The sequence below is a fragment of the Erythrobacter fulvus genome (assembly GCF_028595285.1).
In the GTDB taxonomy this organism is placed as follows: domain Bacteria; phylum Pseudomonadota; class Alphaproteobacteria; order Sphingomonadales; family Sphingomonadaceae; genus Erythrobacter; species Erythrobacter fulvus.
Genome location: NZ_JAQQXQ010000007.1, coordinates 1 through 18,393, shown reverse-complemented (window position 1 = coordinate 18,393; position 18,393 = coordinate 1). Strand labels below are relative to the sequence as shown.

Annotated in this window: 14 protein-coding genes and 1 tRNA gene; 5 read left to right on the top strand and 10 right to left on the bottom strand. The window is 58.9% G+C overall.

Annotated elements, in window-relative coordinates:
* Positions 1–57 precede the first annotated feature (57 nt).
* The gene (locus OIK40_RS09945; protein ID WP_273678179.1) at positions 58–1,167 is read right to left on the bottom strand and encodes a serine hydrolase domain-containing protein; all 1,110 of its coding nucleotides are present in this window, start codon (positions 1,165–1,167) and stop codon (positions 58–60) included.
* Between the two features lie 57 nt (positions 1,168–1,224).
* On the opposite strand from OIK40_RS09945, the gene OIK40_RS09940 reads away from it, so the two are divergent.
* Complete coding sequence (locus OIK40_RS09940) at positions 1,225–1,824, top strand: winged helix-turn-helix domain-containing protein (protein ID WP_273678178.1); 600 nt, start codon at positions 1,225–1,227, stop codon at positions 1,822–1,824.
* 59 nt (positions 1,825–1,883) lie between these two features.
* The gene (locus tag OIK40_RS09935) at positions 1,884–2,564 is read left to right on the top strand and encodes a spermidine synthase family protein (RefSeq protein WP_273678177.1); all 681 of its coding nucleotides are present in this window, start codon (positions 1,884–1,886) and stop codon (positions 2,562–2,564) included.
* On the opposite strand, the gene OIK40_RS09930 is transcribed toward OIK40_RS09935, so the two are convergent.
* Together OIK40_RS09930 and OIK40_RS09925 are read right to left on the bottom strand one after the other, a co-directional pair.
* Positions 2,552–3,511, bottom strand: coding sequence for a DUF481 domain-containing protein (locus OIK40_RS09930; RefSeq protein ID WP_273678176.1), 960 nt, complete (start codon positions 3,509–3,511; stop codon positions 2,552–2,554). The genes OIK40_RS09935 and OIK40_RS09930 overlap by 13 nt on opposite strands.
* Before the next feature lie 88 nt (positions 3,512–3,599).
* Complete coding sequence (locus OIK40_RS09925) at positions 3,600–4,313, bottom strand: GcrA family cell cycle regulator (protein WP_273678175.1); 714 nt, start codon at positions 4,311–4,313, stop codon at positions 3,600–3,602.
* 135 nt (positions 4,314–4,448) lie between these two features.
* Here OIK40_RS09925 and OIK40_RS09920 point away from each other — a divergent pair, with 135 nt between their 5' ends.
* A complete protein-coding gene (locus tag OIK40_RS09920; RefSeq protein ID WP_273678174.1) occupies positions 4,449–5,306 on the top strand; it encodes an ABC transporter permease in 858 nt (285 codons plus the stop codon).
* A gap of 105 nt (positions 5,307–5,411) precedes the next feature.
* Here the strand turns inward: OIK40_RS09920 and hspQ are convergent, their stop codons facing one another.
* Positions 5,412–5,792: a heat shock protein HspQ gene (gene hspQ, locus OIK40_RS09915; protein ID WP_273678173.1), complete on the bottom strand. Its 381-nt coding sequence runs from the start codon at positions 5,790–5,792 to the stop codon at positions 5,412–5,414.
* 181 nt (positions 5,793–5,973) lie between these two features.
* Here hspQ and OIK40_RS09910 point away from each other — a divergent pair.
* Positions 5,974–6,063: transfer RNA gene (locus OIK40_RS09910), tRNA-Ser, on the top strand.
* Positions 6,064–6,730: 667 nt separating this feature from the next.
* On the top strand, positions 6,731–7,600 hold the full coding sequence (locus OIK40_RS09905; RefSeq protein WP_273678172.1) for a transglutaminase-like cysteine peptidase: 870 nt from the start codon (positions 6,731–6,733) through the stop codon (positions 7,598–7,600).
* Here OIK40_RS09905 and OIK40_RS09900 read toward each other — a convergent pair.
* From OIK40_RS09900 to OIK40_RS09875, 6 genes are all read right to left on the bottom strand, one after another.
* Positions 7,546–8,811, bottom strand: a complete 1,266-nt coding sequence (locus OIK40_RS09900; protein WP_273678171.1) for an HlyD family type I secretion periplasmic adaptor subunit — start codon at positions 8,809–8,811, stop codon at positions 7,546–7,548. The two genes, OIK40_RS09905 and OIK40_RS09900, sit on opposite strands and share 55 nt — an antisense overlap.
* Positions 8,808–9,761, bottom strand: a complete 954-nt coding sequence (locus OIK40_RS09895; protein ID WP_273678170.1) for a cell wall hydrolase — start codon at positions 9,759–9,761, stop codon at positions 8,808–8,810. Before OIK40_RS09895 ends, OIK40_RS09900 begins: the two co-directional genes overlap by 4 nt.
* A gap of 77 nt (positions 9,762–9,838) precedes the next feature.
* Positions 9,839–11,977, bottom strand: a complete 2,139-nt coding sequence (locus tag OIK40_RS09890; RefSeq protein WP_273678169.1) for a type I secretion system permease/ATPase — start codon at positions 11,975–11,977, stop codon at positions 9,839–9,841.
* 24 nt (positions 11,978–12,001) lie between these two features.
* A complete protein-coding gene (locus OIK40_RS09885) occupies positions 12,002–13,399 on the bottom strand; it encodes a TolC family protein (RefSeq protein ID WP_273678168.1) in 1,398 nt (465 codons plus the stop codon).
* 17 nt (positions 13,400–13,416) lie between these two features.
* Positions 13,417–14,142: an OmpA family protein gene (locus OIK40_RS09880; RefSeq protein ID WP_273678167.1), complete on the bottom strand. Its 726-nt coding sequence runs from the start codon at positions 14,140–14,142 to the stop codon at positions 13,417–13,419.
* Positions 14,143–14,170: 28 nt separating this feature from the next.
* The coding region (locus tag OIK40_RS09875) for an SPM autocatalytic domain-containing protein (RefSeq protein ID WP_273678166.1) at positions 14,171–18,393 on the bottom strand (4,223 nt) is incomplete at its 5' end.

Below are 18,393 nucleotides of genomic sequence, written 5' to 3'. Positions count from 1 at the left end.
CTTTGATTGGACAAAGGCCGCCCGGAGTTCATCCGGGCGGCCTTTATCATTCGGGCATCAGCTGTCAGTTGAGCTTCCCTCTTTAAGGTGCGTCTCAATCATCCGGCCGATCTCAATCGCCGAGGGCACATCTTTGTTGCCCATTGCGACGATCGTACGCCCGTCCGGGAGCAATCTGAACAGCGCTGTGACGCCCGGCGCTCCTCCCGCCAAACCTCCCGGAGCGACCCCTTCGCCAAATCTATCGCCGAGTATCTCGGCAAGGGAATCCCACCGGAGCAATTGCTCTGTCCGCAGCGAATGGGCGAGCCGCGCAAAATCGCCCACGGTCGAATAACCGCCACCTGCCGATGTTGCAGGGCCCGCGACGACCTGCGTGTTGGGAACCAGCTTTCGGCCGGCGAGATCGGCTTCGGATTCGGCAATCCCCTCAAGACCTTCAACCCGGTATCCAACCGCGATACCAGGTCTGACATCGACTGCTTCTGCCAGCATTGTCGAATCCATCCGCGCCGGTCGGAGGATATTTTCGTCGATATAGGAAAAATAGCTCTGCCCGCTTCTGACCTCGATGATCCGGCCCAGCAGAATGTAGCCTGCATTGCTGTATTCAAAGCCGGTGCCGGGGGCAAACGCGAGCGGATCATCCTGAAACAGAGGCAGATAATCGGAAAGCCTGTTAAGTTTCCCGGCTTTCAGCGCGCGGTCGTGTTCCGATCCCAGATAATCGCCCAGTCCCGAACGCATCTTCATCAGATGCCTAACAGTTGCGTCCTCTCGTATGGTTCTGTTCGGGTAATCTGGAAGATGTTTGCCGATCGGATCGTCGAGGCTGACCTTGCCATCCTCCACAAGTTGCATGATTGCGATTGCCGTGATCATCTTGGGCACGGATGCCAGCGCAAAGCGGGTTTTTACCGTGATCGGCTCGCCAGTTTCGCGATTCGCCAATCCCTGCACCGATGTAAAGATCAGTTCCCCTTCGCTTGCGACGGCAGCGACGCCGGAAAAGCCGGTTGCCGCAATTCGCGCCTCGAGTTCGCTTGCTTTGTGAATTGTCCGTTGGTGATCGACCGGCGTCGCCCGCGCGGCATCAGCCATCGGCACAGCCGGTGCGCATCCGCACATTGTGCCAGCCAGTGCCGCAACGAAAAACCTGAATGTCATACCTGCAATCCCTCCTCAATATGGTGGAGGGCAGGCTATTCGTGATAGCTACTATGAATGAAAGATGATTCGCTGAGTAGCACGCCTCGCCTGTCCCGCGGGGCCGCGCGCCTCCTCATTTCTCGGCGCACGCTGTTGATTCTCGAGAGCACAACGCAAGAGGCGCGAACCGCCAAGCAGATTGCTGCAGATCTGGGGCAAAGCGTTGAGCGTACTTGGCACCATTTGCGCGCCATGATCGCGGCTGGATTGCTGATTGAAGCGGGAGAGCGCCAACGGGCAGGGCGCCCGCAGAAACTGTATCGCGTTGCGTCGGAAAGGTTTTTTGTCCAAGCTGAACTCCGCAAAGGCACTGTCGGCGCGCAATTGTCCAAAATGCTCAGGGTTGCTCTCGAACATGAAGACCAGTCCACGGGCGAGCTATTCTATTTCGACGGCAATCGCTGGCGCGTCGAGAAGGCTTACGATCCGCTCGCAAGCGTCGAAGACCGCCAGCACGACCTGTGGGCTTTCATCCGGTTGAGCGCAACTCAGCGCAGGGAACTGGCAACGGAAATGGAGGCCCTGCTTGAAAAATATACGAGCAACCAATCGCTGACTGCGCCGCGTTCGCTTGTACGCTTTGCAAGTGTCTCGCTGCCGCCCGAATTCGATTGAACGCAGGCCAACAGTTTCGCATGCTGGCGCAAGGGATCATCGAAGGGTAGGCCGTCGCAATGCTAAGACGCGAACTTCTGGACACTGCAGATGTCCATGATGGCGAAACGCTCGAACTCTTCAGCCACGGGCGCGACTTCATGATCGTGCTCGGACGCAACGAGCTGATGAGTACGCGTATGCGCTTTTCCGAGGAACAGCTCGCCGATCTCACCATCGCGCGGCTGGGCAAGGACAATGCGCGCATCCTGATCGGCGGCTACGGCATGGGCTTCACCTACCGCGCCGCCGCGGCAAAGCTGGGCGCGAAAGCGCAGATCGTCGTTGCGGAGATTTCCGACAAGATCATCGAATGGGCCAAGGGGCCGATGGCTGAGTTGACCGGCGATGCCCTGTCCGATCCGCGGCTCGATCTCAGGATCTGCGATGTCGCCGCCCTGATCGACGATGCCAATGACGGCACGTCGCCCAAGTTTGATGCGATCCTGCTCGATGTCGATAATGGCCCCGACGGCCTCGTGCGCGATGCAAACAACCGGCTCTATTCGCGCACCGGCCTCGCCAAAGCGCGCGATGCACTGATGCCGGGCGGCATTCTTGCCGTATGGTCAGCCGCGCCCGATCCGGCCTTCCGCAAGCGGCTGCACGACACCGGTCTTGAGGTGGTGGAATGGAACGTCCGCTCGCGCCCGAACAACAAGGGCGCGCATCACATCATCTGGTTTGCTCAGAAATCGTAGATCAGCGTCACCCGGCTCAGCGTATCGGTCTGAACCGCGCCGGGCGGCGGGTTGCTGTCATATTCGATGGCGTAGGAAAAACGCGCCGACAGACTGCTGTTGATCTTGGCATTGAGGCCGGTGACGAGATCGATGGTGGTGTTGTTCGAATCGATGATGGCGACCGCCGATCCGCCCGTTTCTGCAACGGCATTGGTATCCTGCGTCAGCTTCAGTCGGTCGGTGATGGTCCAGTCGAAATCGAGCCCGACCAGTCCCGCAATGCGGCTTTCGCTGCGACCATCGATGAACTCGGTCACCCGGTAGGCCGGACCTGCCTTGACCGAAAGCTGGATGTCGTCTTTGCTCAGCGCCTGATAGCCGATCCCGCCCGATACTGCATAACGACCTGAAAAACCTTGAAAACGATCGCGTTCGTATTGCGCGAGCGTATAGACATAGAAATTGTCGGAGATGTTGATGTTGGGCTCGTACCGCGCGAGGAACTGCTCGCGCGTGGTGACGCCGTTGGCGCGCTGGTAATCGACCCGCCCGGTCAGCTTGTGCCGCCACTTGATCCCTTCGCGCTGCGCGGTGAGACCTGCGGTAATACCGGTGTTCGAGGAGTTGCCGGTGGCGCGGAAAGCGCCGAATTCGCCCTTGCCTGACCAGTTTTCGAAAAGCCCGGCGGTGCGGATACGTTCGACTTTCGCCGCCGCTTCGGCAGCCTTGGCTTCAGCAATCTGGGTTTCGAAGCTGGTGAGGAGCAGATCGATTTCGGCAACGTCATCGGGGTTCGTCTGCTTGGCAAGATCGACCACTGTGCGAACCTTGCTCTCGTCGCCGGTGGCAATGGCCGCGTCGATCATCGCACGTACCGGTTCGGGCAAGGCGGCGAGCGCAGGAAATGGCGTTGCCAGCGCGCAGCCAAACGCAAGCCACCCAGTCGCCAGAAGCAATTGTTTCATCGCGGATCCCCGGAGTTTGTGCGGGGGCATAGGGGGCAGGGGGAGAGCTTCGCAACCCCTGCAACCCGGTTTCAGCCAGTCAGACGGATCAGCGCACCCGCGGGCCGCCAAAAGGTAGCGGCGGCGGCGGACGGCGAACGCCGCGCGGGAGCTGCGCCTGGTAGGCGCGACCGCAATGCTCGACGCAATAGGGGAAGCCCGGGTTCACCTGCTCCCCGCAGAAATGGAAATCGGGTTCGCCCGGATGGCCCATCGGCCAGCGGCAAACCTTGTCCGACAGATCGAGGAGACTGGTCTTGTCGGCAATCTCGGGGCTCGGCTTGGCCGGAACCAGACGCCGCGGCGGGGCAGGCGGGATCGGTGCCTGCTGATCGCCCGGACCCTGACGCAGGAAGCCGCCCGGGCCGACTGAGACGATCTTGGGAAGATCGGACGAAGGATTGGGCAGCGGCTGCGACGGAGAGGCTGTTGCGCCCGAATCGTCGCCGGTGTTGCGCGCAGGCGCGGGAGGAGTGCGCGCAGCCACACGCTCGGCAGCGGGCGCGGCGGCGCGCTCGACCGGCTCGGTGCGCGGTTCGGCTGCGGGCTTGGGCGTCGGTGCCGCCGGCTTCTTGGGCGCTGCGGCCTTTTTCTTGTCGTTGGCCTTGACCGGAGACGGACGCGCCTTGAGCCCGAGGCGGTGTGCCTTGCCGATCACGGCATTACGGCTCACTCCGCCAAGTTCGGTGGCGATTTCGCTGGCGGTGGCGCCGCCTTCCCACATTTTCCTGAGCGTCGCGATACGCTCGTCAGTCCAGCTCATATGATCTACCTGTTCCTGTATCCGGTGACCGGGCCTGCCGGTGATGCTTGTCAGCGAGCCCGCTGCGGCCTAGGCACCCTTGCCATGGCCGAACCTGCTCCTGCACAATCTTCATCTTCGCGCAATGCTGCTCCCGTGACTGAAAACACCGGAGATGACAAGACCGGCGGGAGCGCCCGGTTCTCCCCGCGCGGCGTCCCGGTGATTACCGGGGTTAATCGCGTGGGCCTGCATGCCCTCTATATGAAGGAGGTGCGCCGGTTTCTCAAGGTGCAGACGCAGACGATCTGGGCGCCGGCCTTCACGACGCTGCTGTTTCTGGTGATCTTCACCGTTGCGCTGGGGCGGGGCGGGCGCGAGGTTCTTGGAGTGCCCTTCGCCAGTTTCGTCGCGCCGGGGCTGATCGTGATGGGCATGATGCAGAACGCGTTCGCCAATTCCTCCTTCTCGCTGCTCTCCGGCAAGATGCAGGGGACGATCATCGATCTTCTGATGCCGCCGTTGTCGCCGGGCGAGCTGATGACTGGTATTCTCGCGGCGGCGGTGACGCGGGCTATCGCGGTGGGTTGCACGGTGGCCTTGGCGATGGCGTTGTGGCCGGGTGTGTCTCTGGCGGTCGCCCATATCTGGGCGGTGATCTGGTTCGGGCTGATGGGGTCGCTGATGCTGGCGACACTGGGCCTTGCGACGTCGATCTGGGCCGAAAAGTTCGATCACAACGCAGCCATCACCAATTTCATCATCGCTCCGCTCTCTCTGCTGTCGGGCACCTTCTACGTGATCGAGAACCTTCACGGCGTGTTTCAGGCAGTCAGCCGCGCCAATCCCTTTTTCTACGTGATTTCCGGCTTCCGTTACGGTTTCCTCGGCGCGAGCGATATCGGTGGCACTCAGGCGGTACTGGTCGCGGCTGCGGGACTGCTGGTGCTCAATATCGCTCTTGGTGCAGCAGTTTACGCGCTGCTGCGTTCAGGGTGGAAGCTTAAGAGCTGATCCCGGGCAGGGTTATAAGCCGGACTACGGCCGATAGGGGGGAAAGGACGACCCGCTGGCCCGAGCCTTGGTGAGGAACAGCAAGCTGGCAGCTTGCCGCCAACGTCAGTGGGTTAGCGATCGCCGCATCCGGTAGCGCCCGTCCTTGAAGCTGTCGAACAATTGCCGCACGGTGGGATGGTCGACCGGGCCGCCTTCTGGGTCGGCCAGCAGGTTTCCCTGACTGACATAGGCGACGTAAGACGAATCCTCGTTCTCGGCCAGCAGGTGGTAGAACGGCTGGTCGCGTCGGGGACGAATATCTTCGGGAATAGACTGGTACCATTCCTCGCTGTTCGCAAACACCGGATCAATGTCGAAAACGACGCCACGGAAGGCGAACAGGCGGTGGCGAACCACATCGCCGATCCCGAACCGGGCACGGGTCTGACGCGGGGCGATGATAGTGCGACCCGCCTGACTCGAGAAGAACTCTGCGCGTTCCATGACACGCAATATGGACCTTTACCGATGCAAAACAAGCAGGGGCGTGCTGCACCTGCGAGATATGCCCGCATTTTGTGGTGCGTCGGGACTTGGCAAGGGCGAGGGCTTGGGCTAACGGGCGCGCTCCCTGTCGCTTGCCGCATCGACCACGCGGCCTTGCCAAATGCGCGACAGGCCTCGCGGAGAGGTGGCAGAGTGGTCGAATGCGCCGCACTCGAAATGCGGTATACGGGTAACCGTATCGAGGGTTCGAATCCCTCCCTCTCCGCCAACATCCAGACAACGCATCGCTTGTGACGGCAGTTGCGCGTATTAAGGCAGCGTGAGCCATGTTGGTGCGAGAGTGGCTTACGCGTTCCAAACAGCAAGCCGACTAGCCTTGGTGGCGGATGGTTCAGCGTTACGTTCGGGCAGCACGGTAAGAAACTGTAAAACGCTGCCGGCCGGGAATGGCTGTGCTCGGCCCCGGGCTATACGACACTATCGGCGTTCACCATCAAACTGGATTGGCTTGGAGCTGGGCCGGATACCAATTATCCGCCTTTATTACAAGTTAAATGATAATCGATCTTCAAACATCATTTATTGGTGCGAATTTATCGTAACTTATATTTCGAAATTTTCGAATTTTAACATCCTTAAATTCAAAAAAGTTCAAATTTAATATAAAAGCAATCAATAATTGTTCAGGAAAGGGATTGGTTTAATCGCTAAGTAAAATATGGTTTACGAGTGATTTACCAAAACCCGTAAATCTGTATTAAAAATAAAAAGCCTATTTCACGCCGATGCGTGCGTGGAAACCTTCTTTCGGCCCGTTGGCAGGGTTTGCTGCCGGTCTGGCTTTGGCTTCGTCTGGAGCGTCTCCCGCTCTGGCGTATTCCTACGTGCCCTCCGCGGCAGTCGGTGCGGTTTTCGGGTGTGCAGACCAGCCTGCGATGGCGGCTCCTGCGACAGTCACGGGGATTGGGGCGGATAAGGCTTCAGCCATCCTTGGCGGGCAGCCCAGTGCGCTTGAACTCATCAGTATGCAGCAGGCAGATATTCTTCAGCCTGCAGGTAGCGCTGAATTAAGCGCGTTCAGTGACGTAGAGCAGGCACCGCAAGCTCTGAATGCAACGAATTTGATGTGTCCCTGGGGCAGCCTCGCTCCGGTAACGGTGCGGGAAGAGCTATCCGATGGGCGAGATCCTGCTTCGGACGATTTCCTGGGCAGTTCGCGAGTCTATATCGGCTTCACACCTCTTGATGATGAATGGCGCCGCGTTTCCGAAAAGAGTTCTGCCAGATCAGTTCGCGGGCTTGTTGCTAGGCATGCGCAGGAGTCCGATTTTGACCATCTGGCGAGGGTCAATGCCTGGGTTAATCGCAAGATCGAATTTGTTGAGGACCAAACCCTCTACGGCATGTCCGAATATTGGGCGACTGCTGCGGAGACACTTCGACTTTCGAAAGGCGATTGCGAGGATTTTGCGATCCTGAAGTATCAAATCCTCGTGGATTCCGGGGTTGATCCGGGTTCGATTTATCTCACCCTCGTATGGGATGCGATCCGCCGTCGTGATCATGCAGTGCTGATCGTTCGGCTTGAAGACGCATATTACATGCTCGATAGTGACTCTGATCGGGTTCTTCCGGCCGATACTTCGTACGAATATGCCGCCAGGATGAGCTTCAGCCAGCGGTCGGCATGGGTTCATGGGTACACCACCAAGCCCGATGAAGGCCGAGGGGCAACAACGAAGCGTCTTGCCTATTTCTCCGACAGCGCAGTGTCGAACGCTTTTGCGACAGGCTTCAACAAATAAGACAAAATGCTCTTTGACCCGGTGATGATTTCCACCTCAGTCATCATACCCGGAACGATAGCGAATTTTTGTCCGTTCTTTTCGATGAAGCTCCGATCTGTTTCGATTATGACCCGGTAATAACTTTCACGCTCTACCTCATCGTAAATACTGTCTGCTGAAACTTCTACGACTTTACCAATTAGGCCTCCATAAGTGGAGAAGTCGTAGGCGGTTATTTTGACATTCGCCGGGTCATTGACTGACACGAAGCCTATGTCCCGAGGGCTTACACGTGCTTCAACTAGTAAGCGGTCGCCGACAGGAACGATCTGCATGATTGTTTCGCCTGCATTTACGAAACCGCCTTTGGTCGTAATCTGGAGATTGTTCACGATACCTGTCGCCGGCGAACGCAATTCGTTTCGGTTGCGGCGAGCCGATGCCCCTCGAATGCTTTCCTCGTTTACCGCGATCCGGGTTTCTACTTCACTGCGTTCATTCAAAGCCTGCTGCTGAAAATCGAGGCGGGCTGACTGGAAGTCGGCCTGGGCTTCGCGAATGGCGGCTGATGCTCGGCCGGCTGACTGCTGGGCCGCGGCAAGCCTGCCTCGTACATCGACCAGTTCTCTTTGAGCAGTGAGCAATTCCGTTTGGGGTACAATACCTTGTGCGGCAAGTGGCTCGAGCATTCGGACCTGCTCTTGTGCCAGCCTAGCGCTTTGCTGGAGTGAGGCGACAGTCGCTTCCGCTTCACGAAGATCGCGGCGGCGCTGGTCAATTGCAGCCGAAAGCGAGGCCTCCCGGCTGCGAGCGGCGGCCAATCGTGCACGTTGAAGTTTCTGCTCCTCGGCACACACCGAGCCAGGCTCGCACCCCATCAGGGAACCGCCTGCTTCGCCCTCCAACCGCGCAGCCCGCGCCGCTAATCTTTCATTCTCGGTCTGAAGCTGGCCTAGTTCGGACGCTGCCATGCTGTCGTCAAGACGGACTAGCAGTTGGCCTTGTTTGACTTGTTCACCGCTTCTCACAAGTATGTCGGCAACGACGGCGGGTTCGGCTGGTTGAACCAATTGAGCCTGACTGGATGGAATGACCTTGCCCATTCCCCGAGTTACTTCGTCAACCTGAGCAATGCTGCCCCATAGGACAAGCAGCAAAAGGGCCGCCGAAGAGACAAAGATCAGTTTGCGGTTTGCATCCAGTTCTTCGAAGCGTTGCTTCAAGTTCATGGCAGTCGAGTTCCCAAGGCGGCGACTTCAAGTGGTTCTGCAGCTTTCCCCTGCTGTTGCTCAAGAGTGAACTGCAGTGATTTGCTAGCCGCGACCGGATCGGGAACTGAAAGCCGCCAACCTGACGCGGGGTCCATGCGGCCGCCGATATCATTGTCGGCGCGTCGTTCGGTCGGAATGCGCTGCAGATGGGCAGGCAAAGACTGAGCCAATTGTTCCTGCGGCTGTTCGTCGAGAGTTTCAAATCGTCGCGGGTCGAACGCCGGATAATGTTCATTTGCATTCCAGCGTGCTGAAAACGCTATCGAGTTACCAGCTCGTCCCGGAAAACGATAGAAGATGTGCCGCCCTTCGGCATACACCTTTTCCAGCCGGTAGGCCCAGTACGGCAACACGTAGTCGGCGTGATAATGGGTGGCGGTTCCTACCGCATCTTCGACATGTCCGCGCAGCGCTGCGTTGGCAACCTCTCCGGACTCGCGCCAAAGCCGTTCGACCGGGCGACGCGCAAGCGAGCCGTCGCAGGTATAGCTGAACTGGCACACGGGTTCGCTCCAGCCTTGATAGACGACGCCGCAGATCGATGAAGGATAGGCAGGGTGGGCGACCCGATTGAGAATGACCTGCGCTACTGCCCGCTTGCCTGCCTTACTTTCGTTTGCAGCCTCGTAATAAATCGCCTCGGTCAGGCAATGGAGTGCTGTCTTGTAACTGGAGGTGCCTGCCGCGCCTGCGTGGAACGGCCTCACATGCCCTCTGGGAGCATTAACGAAGGGGATCCGGGTATTGCGTTCCTGAGGGCTGGAATCACCGGTGTCGAGAAGCGCCGGGGACTGGACCGTTAACTTGTCGAGCTGGCCGGCCAATCCGACAGGCAAAGCCGCGAGCGCTTCATTTGCCATCATCGTCCGATCGGAAGATGTCGGAAAAGTGGGTGCGGCGAGCACCACGATGGCAGCAATGCCCCCGACTAGCCTTAGCGGCATCGAGCGAGACGCTTTCGACATCGTTTGTGATCGTGCCGACATCACGCATCCACCTTGGTGCGGAGATTTTTCAGAATGTCGAGCTTTGGTCCGTCTGCAACTATCCTGCCCTCATTAAGCACGATGATACGGTCGCAGATATCGAACATCGCTGGGCGATGTGTCGCCACGATCAGTGTCTGGGTTTTTGAGAGCGCGGATCTCAGTTTCTCGACCAGCAAAGCCTCGGTATGCGAATCCATGGCTCCGGTCGGCTCATCAAGATAGAGGAGTTCGAAAGGGCTCATAAAGGCCCGCGACAGTGCCAGAAACGCCCGCTGTCCGCCGGAGAGCGTTCGTCCCTGCTCTCCCACTTCGCGATCAAATCCCGCAGCGTCGCGGGTCAAGTACCCATCCGCCCCAGTTTTGACGAGTGCCGCGATGATTTCCGAATCCGATGCGCCGGGTGCGCCAAGGGCGATGTTGTCACGGATGCTGCCGGTGAAAAGGTTCGCGTCCTGACCGACGAAACGAAAGCTGCTGCGCAGCTCGGCCGGGTAAAACTGGCGGCTGTCGATCCCTTCAATTCTGATAGCCCCGTCGGTTGGGGGATAGAGCCCACAAATGAGGCGCCCCAGTGTGGACTTGCCGGAGGCGATCCGGCCGACAATCGCGATGCGTTCGCCGGGCTCGATCTTGAGATTGATGTCGCTGAGACTGGCAAGCTCACTGCCGGGGTAGGCAAAGGATACGTTCTCCAGATTGACGCGGTAACCTTCCCGCTGCGACGGGGGCAAGCTAATGCTGCCCTGTCGTCTTTCGTCTTCGGTCGCAAAGAGGGCCTCGATCGAAGCCAGAGCCTCGCGCGCCTGGCGCCCGCGGGTCAATAGGAATGCAATCTGGCCGGCAGGGGCAAGCGATCGGGCCGACAGCATGACGATCGCAATGATTGCGCCCATGGTGATCTGGCCTGAGGCGAACAGGTAATAGCCACCCACCACAAGCGAAACGCTGGAAATCTGCTGAAATGAGCTCGCAAGGGCGACTGCAGTTGACGAAATCTGCCGAAGACGCAGTTGGGACTGACTGCCGATCCGGGCGAGAGACTGCCATTTGCCCAGCAGCCGGCGTTCTCCCGCAATGCTCTTGAGGGTTTCCATCCCGGCAACCGCTTCAACAAGAACAGTCTGCTGAAGCCCTGCATCGGCTTGCGCGTCCCTAGCAGCATCAATCACTTTTCGTTGCAGTATCATTCCTGCGATTGCCATCAGGCTCAGCGTCAACAGCGGGACGAGTGCGAGCCAGCCGGCGATGTAGGCAATGACGGCTATAAAAAGGATCAGAAAAGCTAGATCGACAATTAGAACAACGGTCGTGGAAGCAAAGAATTCGCGGACCAGAGCGTATTCGCCGACCCTCGCTGCAAGTGCGCCGGTACTGCCTCGCCGTCCGCTCATCGGGGTCGACAATACTCTTGAGAAAAGCTTTTGAGAAAGCCGGAGGTCCAGCCTGCGTCCGATGTCGTCGACGACGTTGGTCCGCGCGGTCCGGAGCGCAAATTCCAGCAAAAAGGCGAGCAGAACGCCCGATGCCAGGATCCATAGAGAGGCTTCTGCGCGGTTCGGTATGACCCGATCATAGACGTTCATCGAGAATAAAGGGAGAGACAGCGCCAACGTGTTAATCAGCACGGAGGCAAGCAGCACGGCTCGAAATGCCTTGCGTTCTTTGCGCAACTCGGACCAGAACCAATGGCTGCGTCCCTTTGCATGCCACGGCGCGTCCTTGGCTCGCAAAGCGTCCGGGTTTGCTACCACACTGATGAATTCGCCCGCGAAATCGGCATCGAAGTCGGATAGCGAAATCCAGACTGGATCGTCTGCTCCTTCGTTAAAGCTAAGGACGTCCGTTCCCGACAATTCGAGCAGCGCAATCGCAACGCCATCCTTCATGCGCGCGATCAGCGGGTAGGCCTCGGGACGTCTTGGCAACCTCTTTGCCGTCGACGTCTCGTGATTAAATCCGGCAATATCAAGTGCCGCGTCTGCTTGATGAAACGGCAGGAGTCCTGCTTCATCGCGCGGGAGGGCGTTGAACAGCACTTTGGGATCCGGCGTGCCGAAGTAAATCGCTACCCGACTGATAGCCAGAATAAGAGGATCCCTTCCGGGCCCCGCTCTGCTAGCTTGAAAGTCCTCCACTCTGATACTCCGGAACGGTCGCCACTATTCCGGGTAGCGACGTCTCTGCAATTCCGCCGGAACAGAGGGGCCATAATCAAATCGCTCGCGTTCTGCCGTGCCGGCCCCGGTGCCGGGCGCGACATTAAGTGCATTCAAGAAATTATTGGTTGCTGCGAGTACTTGATATTGTGCAAACAACTCGGAGAACCGTGCTGTTTCCCGGCGCACTTGGGTATTGAACCGGGTGTTCTGCGCATCGAGCACATCAAGCAGTGACCGGCGCCCGATATTAAACTGGCTGCGGTACGAAAGGAGCAAGTCATCGCTGACTTGTGATTGCCGCTCAAGCGCCGTGAAGACCGTTTTCTGGGTCATCATGGCTGTCCACGCGTTGCGCACATCCTCTTCTGCTTCGCGCACGCGGTCATGAAGACGAAACCGCGCCTCGCTCGCTCTGCGTGTCATTTCCTGGACCTGCGCTGCGCGCCGACCGCCATCGAATAATTGCCAGCGGATATAGACACGGCCCTGAACATCGTTGGTTTCGCCCTGGAAGCCGTCGATATCCTCGCCAATACGGCCTGTAAGATCGACCCCGATCCTGGGGGCAAGTTCCCCTTTTGCCGAGATGACCATCGCATTGGCTGCGTCGACGTCTGCCTGGGCCTCCCGAACGAGCGGATTGGCCGTGCGCGCCTGGCCGATCGCCATCTCCTCGGACGCCGGAAGGCTCTGCGCGAGCATCGGGGGCACATTGGCCCGCGTGATGTCGAGTCCAGTCAGCCGCTGCAGCGAGGTTCGGGCGTTAGTGAGATCCTCCTCAGCCTCGGACTTGAGGACGAGCGCTGCCTGCAGGCGTTCTTCGGCTTGCTGCAGGTCAGCGACGCTGATCGAGCCTTGGGAGACGCCTTCCGACAAGCTGCCCGTCATTTGCTGATGGAACAGCACATTGTCCGTCGCCGCGGCAACAATCCGCTCTTGAAGCAGAATGTTCAGATATTGCCTCGCCACCTGCAAAGCGATGAATTCCGATCGCTCAAGCACTCTCAGCGATGCGCCATCCACCCTTGCGGCCTGCCGAAGCAGTTCCCCACGGCGTCTGCCGAAATCGAGAATGGTCCAATCCCCCCGGACCTGCGCTTCAAGCGGGTTGAGCCAGTTGTCTGCAATGCCGAGCACCCTGCGCGTCTGGTTCTCCAGCCTGCGAACACCCGCCGATGCTTCGACATCGATCGTGGGGAAGTAGAGCGACTGCGCCTGCTCCCTTTCGAACTGGATGGCTTCGGTATTCATTTGCGCCTGGGCAATCTCGGGATTGGAGACGATCGCGGTTTCGATCGCCTCTCGCAGAGAAACCGGCCCTGCTTCGTTCTGAGCCATGACCATGGAGGAACAACTCGCCAACGCGAGGGCGATGACCAATTTGCCTGTGCTTTTCATCTTCAGCCTCCCCGCAATCACTTAACTGTTATTTCGACACGGCGGTTTTCCGGACTGCGCGTCCCGTCCGCCAACGGCACACGCGGGTTTGACTCGCCTTTCGCATCAACACTGATCTGAGTGCTTGCCGGCACCTTCGCGCGCAACGCTTCCGCCACAACCCGCGCACGTTCTTGGGACAGCCCCAAATTATATTGGTCGCTGCCGGCCTGGTCGGTGTGGCCCACCACGGATATGGCGCCCCAGCCACAAGTTCTGCTTTGCTGTGCCACCGTATCCAGAATCGTCATCGCATCGGTCTCGATTTCAGTCGAATCGAACTCGAAGAATACGGTGACAAGGCCTGCATCGGTGCAGAAATCCGGTCGCCGCGGCGGTGGGGGCGGCGGCGGCACAACTTGGGGTGCGGGAGGACGCGGCGTCCGGCTCATCAGGTCGTAAGCGCGCGCGCACTTGCGGATACTTGGTTCGTCACGGGTCGACGACTTCATGTATCCCAAGGCTATCGCGCATTGCACTTTGGCTTCAAGCGCCCATAGATGCCGACTATCGTTCGCCGACGTTACGCTGTCGTCCAGCGATACAGCCAAAGCGCTCTCATAGCGCCTTGAGAGTTCGTCCACGAGAGCATCGTTACCAAGCGCTTCAAGTTCCGAAGCGTCAGTCACTTGCGCGCTGACAGGAACCCCGACGAAGACACTGCAGGCAATTCCAGATGTTAGAGCCAGTTTCGCGAGTCTCATGTGAACACCCTCCCCTTGTTCCTGTCCGTTATCCATGCATCAGAGCGACTTGCGCTGCGTCGTCCACCGCAGGCGCATCGATTGGCATTACCGACGCCATCGCCGCCCCGGATAGGTCGACGGACAACAGGTCAATGAGTTGATCGGAGCTTGCCACCTCGGACGCGAAGCTGGCGCTTTCAGAACTTCCGACAAACTGATCGATCACCTGGTCGACAATGTCTCCCGCAAGAGCATCCGCAATCGTTTGGCTAGTAAAATCGCCTGTCAGCAACTCTAAGGGAGCAGGCATCGACCCATTTTGGTCGCTCAACATGAGAAGCGCCTCCATAGCGACCAACGCTGCCATATCTGGAGCAGCGTAGGCAGGCGTCTCCGGATCTAGCGTATGCTCAAAGCCCGATGCTTCGATACTCGGCATGCCTTGTGCTAAATCGACACCGTCGAACGGATTGCTGAAGTATTCCAGTATAGGTTCGCTCGACGAAGAATAAGTTTCCGGCTGGGCCCACGCCATGGACGTGTCCGTGTCCAGATGGGCCGAGCTTTCAAAAATTTCGAAACTACGGATCTCGGCCGTCATCAGACATTGTCCAGATGGCGAGAGCGATACATCCAGTCCAGCCATATCAATTGATGCCCAGCCCAGATTGTTATGATTGGTAGACACCAGCGGGAGCACGGCAAGGAAACCTGCAATTGCCGAAGAACCGACAATTCCGTCCCAAATTCGCTGTTCGATCCTCGTGGAAATCCCGCTGTCATTAGCAACAACCGTGTCGCCAAGCATGAACGCCGCGTCGACAAGCACGCCGGTAGCGCCCTCAATGGTAAAGCTGCCGGTGCCGTAGACCGTGACTTCGCCGTTCGCCGCGGTGTAGCCTTGGCCATCGCTGATCAGGTCGATCGCGGTAATGCCCGCGTTGGCCAGCGAGGTGAACTCACCCGCATCGACCACGCCGTTGCTGTTCGCATCCTGCCACACGCCGAAGCTGTCGAATGCCTTGTCCGCGGCTGTGAACTGGCCATCGCCGTTGCTGTCGTATGCCTTGGCCAAGCCATCAAGATCGGTGGTGGCGCCCGCCGCATCGTCGGTGAAGACGATGTCAACGCCGCCATCCTCGGTCTGACGGGCCAGAAGGCCGTCCTCCGGTGCCACCCAGGCGGTCTGCGTAGCAACACCGTCGCCGTCGTAATCATAGGCAACGCCGGCTTCCAAACCCAGAAAAGACACCTGGCCATCGCCATTTAGATCAAGCGCGATGGGGGGCATTGGAGCGTCGGCAGCTGGCAATACAGTTATGTCGATCGCATCAGTGATGAGGACGGTGTCACCGTCGCCGTCGGTTATTTGAAGGTCAAGCTGCAGATTAACCGGATTACCGGCGTTGGTTTGCTCGATCTGCAATTCGCTGATCGAGAATTTGCCGTCCGTACCCACCGGATTGCCAACGTTATCGATGGTGATGCGGTCGTAACCGTCAGCGGTAAAGGTCTCGACCTTGTAGTCCGTGAGAAGGTTGGAAACGAGGACCGATCCGCCCGTTATAGCCCCGAAAGTAATACCACCAATTGATAGGCTGCCGGAGCCGGAAGCTATCGGCAAACCATCGGCATCGATTGCCGTGACTGGAACTCCCGGGATTGTCCAGCCGAACGTGATGGTGTGGAGCAAGTTACCTGCCGCGTCATAGACCTTGACGCTCGTGATCTGCTCTTGTGAATAGGCACCCTCGTTTGGCAATGATTGTTGCACAATACCGCTGGGGTCACCTGTGTATTCATAAGCTTTGAGCTGGACATCGACCGTAGACCCGTTCGAGATCTGGTCAATGGTGAACCGGAAGCCGTTAATGTCACCCGCGCTAACCTGGTCGTAGCGATCATCGGACGTGCCGCCTCCATTAGCGAAATAGCTGAAATCGCCAAATTCGATGCTGACGCCGAAGTTAAGATCGATGAACTGACCATTGACTCCGAGATCGTCCGAGTCACTGTTGATGCTGCCATTGAGATCTGCATTTCCAGCTTCCCGTGGAGTGAAAAGCAGCTCGATGTCAGCACCAGTCGTTGCAGAGCTCACCAGTTTGAATGGCGGGTTACCAGCTACGCCTCCAGACAAGTCGTTGAAAGTAGCCCCAGAACCATTGTCGATCGTACGGATCAGTTCGACGGTATAGTCGCTAGTGCTCTGGTTAATGGTGGCTGTGAACACATCCTGCAGCGTTGCACCGACCAGCGCCCTTCCGGTCAGGATCGTGCCGGTCGGGTCAAGGTACAGCAGAATAGGCTGGCCGTCGTGGAACAGGCCGCTATTTGTCACCCCGCTTACGATGTTGGCAAAGGTGATGGATCCAGGGCCGTCTGCACCGAAGTTATTGAATACGTTGCCGTCCGCGTCGAGTGATATAGTCGTCGTGTCGCCAATGATATTGAACAAAGCGTCAGGCGACGTTTTGTCATTCGGCACCGGATCAGGATCGATCGCACTCGGTGCGTCGTCGTTGAAGGTGATCTGGTCGGCAACATTGACGCTGTCGCTGGCAATATCGTTGTCACCATCCTTGACCGTTACTGTGATGCTCAAGTCCGCACCGGTGAGTGTAACCGGCTCGTTGGCCAACAGCGGGTTGGTGTGGAAGAGCGAGACATACTGCTCAAGCGTCACCGAACCATCACTGTTGAGCTGCAACGCGAAGGCCGCGAAATTGCTTGCTCCGATCTGGCCAACTACGACGGTATCGCTCACCTTTACCAGAGTAATCGGTGTACCAACCGTGGTGGTGACGTTCGGAATTACGTCGGCGCCCAGCGCAAAGGCATATATCAACTCACCCGTGGTCGCCTCGCCATCCGCACCATAATTAGCCGTCGCAGTGACCAGTTTGTCAGCCGAGGTGGCACGCACCACCGTTGCCGAAAGAGCAACGTCGGTGTCGATAGCTTGGATGAAGCTGCCAAGTGCGATCTGTGCCACACCGACCGCGAGGCTTGTCTCATCGACTGATGCCGTTTGCCCGGAAGACTCAACAATCACGCTCGGCACATCATCGATGATCTGCACGTCGAGGCTGGCGGTGGCGTTTGATCCGTCGCTGTCGTCGGCGGTCACGGCAAGCATGCGCACGACATCGTCCTGGCCGGGCAGGGCATGCTCCAGCGTGTTGTCGAGCAGGCTGGCGCTGTAGCTGAAGGTGGCGCTGATCACGGTCACGCCGTCGGCGGCGAAGACCGGGGTCCAGCCGGTGATCGAGACCGCGTAGATGCCGTCATTGGCGACCTCGACCGCGCCGACGAAGACGCCGTCGACGACCACGTCGACACCATTGACCTGAACATCGTCCAGACCGTCGGGCGCGGTGACGCCGAAGCTGCCGGTCGCGGTGGTCGGATCGCTCTGGTCCGAGCCCTGATCATCGCCGGGGTTGGCCAGATCGTCTTCGTCGAGCACCACCTCGGGCGCATTGCCGTCCAGACCATTGATGGTCACGCCGTCGTCGGTGCCGTTGAGCGTGATGGTCAGCGTGGCCGGCGAGGTATCGCCGTCGCCGTCGATCAGCACATAGTCGAACACCTCGGTGAAGAACTCGCCGTCACCCAGCGTCGAGAGCTGCGAGACGCCGAACGCGCTCAGCGTGTAGGTGTAGCTGCCGTCGGCCCCCAGCACGAGCGTGCCATAGGTGCCGTCGAACGAACCCGGGGTCTCCACCGCCGCACCATCGGCACCGGTGACATCGGCGCCGTTGTCGCCATTGGCCTCGGCATCGGTGATCACGTTGCCGCTGGCCGACACCGCACCGCCTTCGGTCAGGCTGTCCGTATCATCCGCCGCGCTCGGCACATCATCGATGATCTGCACGTCGAGGCTGGCGGTGGCGTTTGATCCGTCGCTGTCGTCGGCGGTCACGGCAAGCATGCGCACGACATCGTCCTGGCCGGGCAGGGCATGCTCCAGCGTGTTGTCGAGCAGGCTGGCGCTGTAGCTGAAGGTGGCGCTGATCACGGTCACGCCGTCGGCGGCGAAGACCGGGGTCCAGCCGGTGATCGAGACCGCGTAGATGCCGTCATTGGCGACCTCGACCGCGCCGACGAAGACGCCGTCGACGACCACGTCGACACCATTGACCTGCACATCGTCCAGACCGTCGGGCGCGGTGACGCCGAAGCTGCCGGTCGCGGTGGTCGGATCGCTCTGGTCCGAGCCCTGATCATCGCCGGGGTTGGCCAGATCGTCTTCGTCGAGCACCACCT